Below are 3,193 nucleotides of genomic sequence, written 5' to 3'. Positions count from 1 at the left end.
ATCATGTTCATTCAAATTGAACGGTTTAGTTAAGTAATGCTTATTTTAATGATAAGTACTTGACTAATCGTAGGAAATGGGAGTGGGATACCAAAATATATTTTAAGAAAATATTATTTCGGTGTCCTACTCCCACTGTTTTGGTTATACATACCTTTTTATATAAACGACGCTCTAAACACCTCAACACTATATAGTCATCATTGGATATTGGACATAAGCTATGATGTTATGCGTCACTCACACGCTTCCTCATTATCGTGTAACTAATGCTAGCAGCACACCGCTTCTAATACGGAGATAAAGAAAAATGACTATCTGAACCTGTTGATCCATCAAATGGTGATTGGTAATTTTGTTCTACACCAGATGACGACGTATTTCTACTTAGGAATGCAAGTACACGTTTCATGTTCTCTTTAGATTCTGGTTTGTCTAGATGGAATTGATATTGATGATGTAAATGATGTGAACCATCATAAAACAATGTACTTGCCGGTATATTCTCCTCTTTCAATTTGCGATAAAATTCAATGTTTTGACTATAGAAAGGATCCGCATCACCTACTGATAAATATGTTGAAGGATAATCCTTAGTCACTTGATTAATGGTTGACATTTGAGAAATATTTTTAAAATCAGTTTCCCAATGTGTTGCACCTGTATAACTATGCATAAACATTTGAATTCTTGGAAATTCAGTTTCTCTTACAGTCTTCATATCATAAAACCCACCGAAAAAGATAGCACCTTTAATTTGTGAGGGGGTAAAACGCTGTTCAAATCCCATTTCGTTTCGTAAAGTACTGTTTGTTTGCATAGCAACATATTGACTCGTTAGTTGTGCACCGGCAGAATCACCACCGATAATGACTTGGTTTAAATCGATTGGGAAACGGTCTTTATTATGCTTAATAAATTGAATGGCGTCATCAAATTGAATAAGAGGTGTAGGATACTTATAGTTAGGCGCTAAAGCATAGTTAACGTTGACTACTACATATCCTTGCTCAACAATTTGAGATAGTAATGGATTTTTGTATTGTTTATCACCTGCAACATAGCCACCACCGTGCATCCAGAAGATAACCGGTAATTGAGTATCCTTATCTACATCGTCAGGCATCATGATATCAAGTTGACTTTTAGGAAGATGATTATTGTATGTAATATTTTGAAATAGTTTGACGTTAGGGTTATTAATTTGAACTTTCTCACGCTGCTGTTTGCGTTTTTCACTTTCTTGTTGGTGGTGATATAACCCTAAAGCAACTACGATACTGACGATCATAATTGTGACACCAGTAATCATCGCCCATTTTTTCTGAGTATTCATTCCTTATGATCCTTTCAATTGATTATAGACGGTTTGTCCGCTTTTTAATAGAAAGGGAGTGGGACAGAATTCTTTTAAAATTCGTCGTCCCACCCCCGCAAGGATGACTAGAACTGAGAAAAGCTTGATTTAAGCGCCTTCTTAGTACAGTCAGCTACTGCGAATTTGCAAAAATAGCTTCATTATATTATTTATGTCCCAGCCTCTTTTACATTAAAACATTCAATTTAAATTGTAAAGTATAGCTGTTTTAAATCTAAGCGATATGGTCTTTATTATCACTCTTACGTAAATAATATTTAATTAATACTGCAACTACGATAAACAGACCGACAACACCCATAATGTTATAAAGGAAGTTAATTAAGTCTGCAAATCCTACAAAGCTTAGAATAAACGCAGCAACCATCATAATAGCAATGAAAACGTGATATTTTTTACTATATGGTTCTGTGAAACGTGCTGCGAATGAATAGCATAGTCCTAAAATTGTATTGTACATAACTGCTAACATAATGACAGTTAAAACAAGACCAATCCAAGGATGTATAGCATTAGCTAATGTTAATGTTGGAATTTCAACATTTTTAATTTTAGGATATTCAGATTGTAATGCAAAGTTGATTAAGGCTAATAAGATTGTGTAAATCACACCGCCAAACATTGCACCTCCACCTGAAATTTTACGTTTAGAAGCGTCGCCACCAATAGCAACAACCGTACTAAAGCCAACTGCAAAAGCTAGTCCTCCGTACATTAAGCCTCTAATTACACCCCAAAATGCACTTGTTTTATCAACTGTACTGTTAACTTCGTTTAATGGAACGCTACCTGCAAATAAGTAGTAAACGGCAATAAGTATTACCATAATAATTAAGAATGGTGTTACGATACCAAGCGCGCTCACAATTTTGTTGAAGTCTAATAATAATGTTAAATAAATGACAATCGTCATAATTAAGGCACCTAACCATGTAGGTATACCAAAACTCTCTTGGAATGTTGAACCAGAGCCTGCAATCATAGTAACTGCAATACCGAATAAAAAGAATACTAATATATAATCGAAGATTTTGCTAAACTTTTCCCCGAATAAATATTGTAATGTTGACTCATGGTTTGTAGCTTCAAACGCGGTACCTATCTTAGCTACTTGTCTACCAATGAAGCCAAGAATTAAACCTGAAATAAGTACACCGATATATGACCATAAACCATATGGTGTAAAGAATTGCATAACTTCTTGTCCAGTTGAGAATCCGGCACCTACTACAATGCCGACATAGGCGAAACCAATTTTTACAGCTTCTTTATTTAATCCCATGCGAAAATATAACCTCCTTAAATTTGACACATTGTGCATTATAACGTACTACAAATAATATGCAACAGTGTATACTAGTTGCGACACGCCGTTTATCGGCTATAACCACTATGTTATATACGCTTATTAAAGATTTAAAATTTCTAAAAAAATTATTATTCTTACCTCATTTTCCATAAATAAGTAACTAAGCACATCGTAATTTATATTACGTTTATGATAAATATCACATAAAAAAATGAATGAAGCATTATAATTGGGAATGTTTTAAAGCCTAAATTAATAGAATGCTTGCAAAATCAAAAATAAAAAATCATCTACAGCCAAAGGAAAATTGATGTGAGGTCTGTTTTTGAATTTATGAAGGCTACCTTGGGTTTCACTTGAATGTCTGTACAATGGATATATAAAGTCAAAAGAGAACTAGGATTTATATTAAGTGCCATTAATACAAAACCAAGTTCTCTTTTGACTTTATTGAGTCCTCGGACAGACATCCGAGTGAAACCCAAAATAGCCTTCATAAATCCAAA

Annotated in this window: 2 protein-coding genes and 1 pseudogene; 1 reads left to right on the top strand and 2 read right to left on the bottom strand. The window is 33.9% G+C overall.

Annotated elements, in window-relative coordinates:
* Positions 1-289 precede the first annotated feature (289 nt).
* Both KA858_RS12150 and KA858_RS12145 read right to left on the bottom strand, forming a co-directional pair.
* Complete coding sequence (locus tag KA858_RS12150; protein ID WP_210135819.1) at positions 290-1,336, bottom strand: alpha/beta hydrolase; 1,047 nt, start codon at positions 1,334-1,336, stop codon at positions 290-292.
* A gap of 256 nt (positions 1,337-1,592) precedes the next feature.
* Positions 1,593-2,660 carry a YkvI family membrane protein gene (locus KA858_RS12145; protein ID WP_107629608.1) on the bottom strand — a complete coding sequence of 356 codons (1,068 nt, stop codon included), beginning with the start codon at positions 2,658-2,660 and terminating at the stop codon, positions 1,593-1,595.
* A gap of 242 nt (positions 2,661-2,902) precedes the next feature.
* Here KA858_RS12145 and KA858_RS13120 point away from each other — a divergent pair.
* Positions 2,903-3,116 (top strand): annotated as a pseudogene (locus KA858_RS13120) (IS5/IS1182 family transposase); the annotation flags it as partial.
* Between the last annotated feature and the right edge of the window lie 77 nt (positions 3,117-3,193).

The organism is Staphylococcus sp. GDX8P80P (assembly GCF_017893095.1).
In the GTDB taxonomy this organism is placed as follows: Bacteria; Bacillota; Bacilli; order Staphylococcales; family Staphylococcaceae; genus Staphylococcus; species Staphylococcus borealis.
This window is presented reverse-complemented; position numbering and strand designations above follow the sequence as displayed.

What these genes read in the sequence shown, in the direction of transcription:
- KA858_RS12145 (WP_107629608.1), bottom strand. Translation starts at nt 2,660, where the DNA reads ATGGGATTAAATAAAGAAGCTGTAAAAATTGGTTTCGCCTATGTCGGC.
- KA858_RS12150 (WP_210135819.1), bottom strand. Translation starts at nt 1,336, where the DNA reads ATGAATACTCAGAAAAAATGGGCGATGATTACTGGTGTCACAATTATG.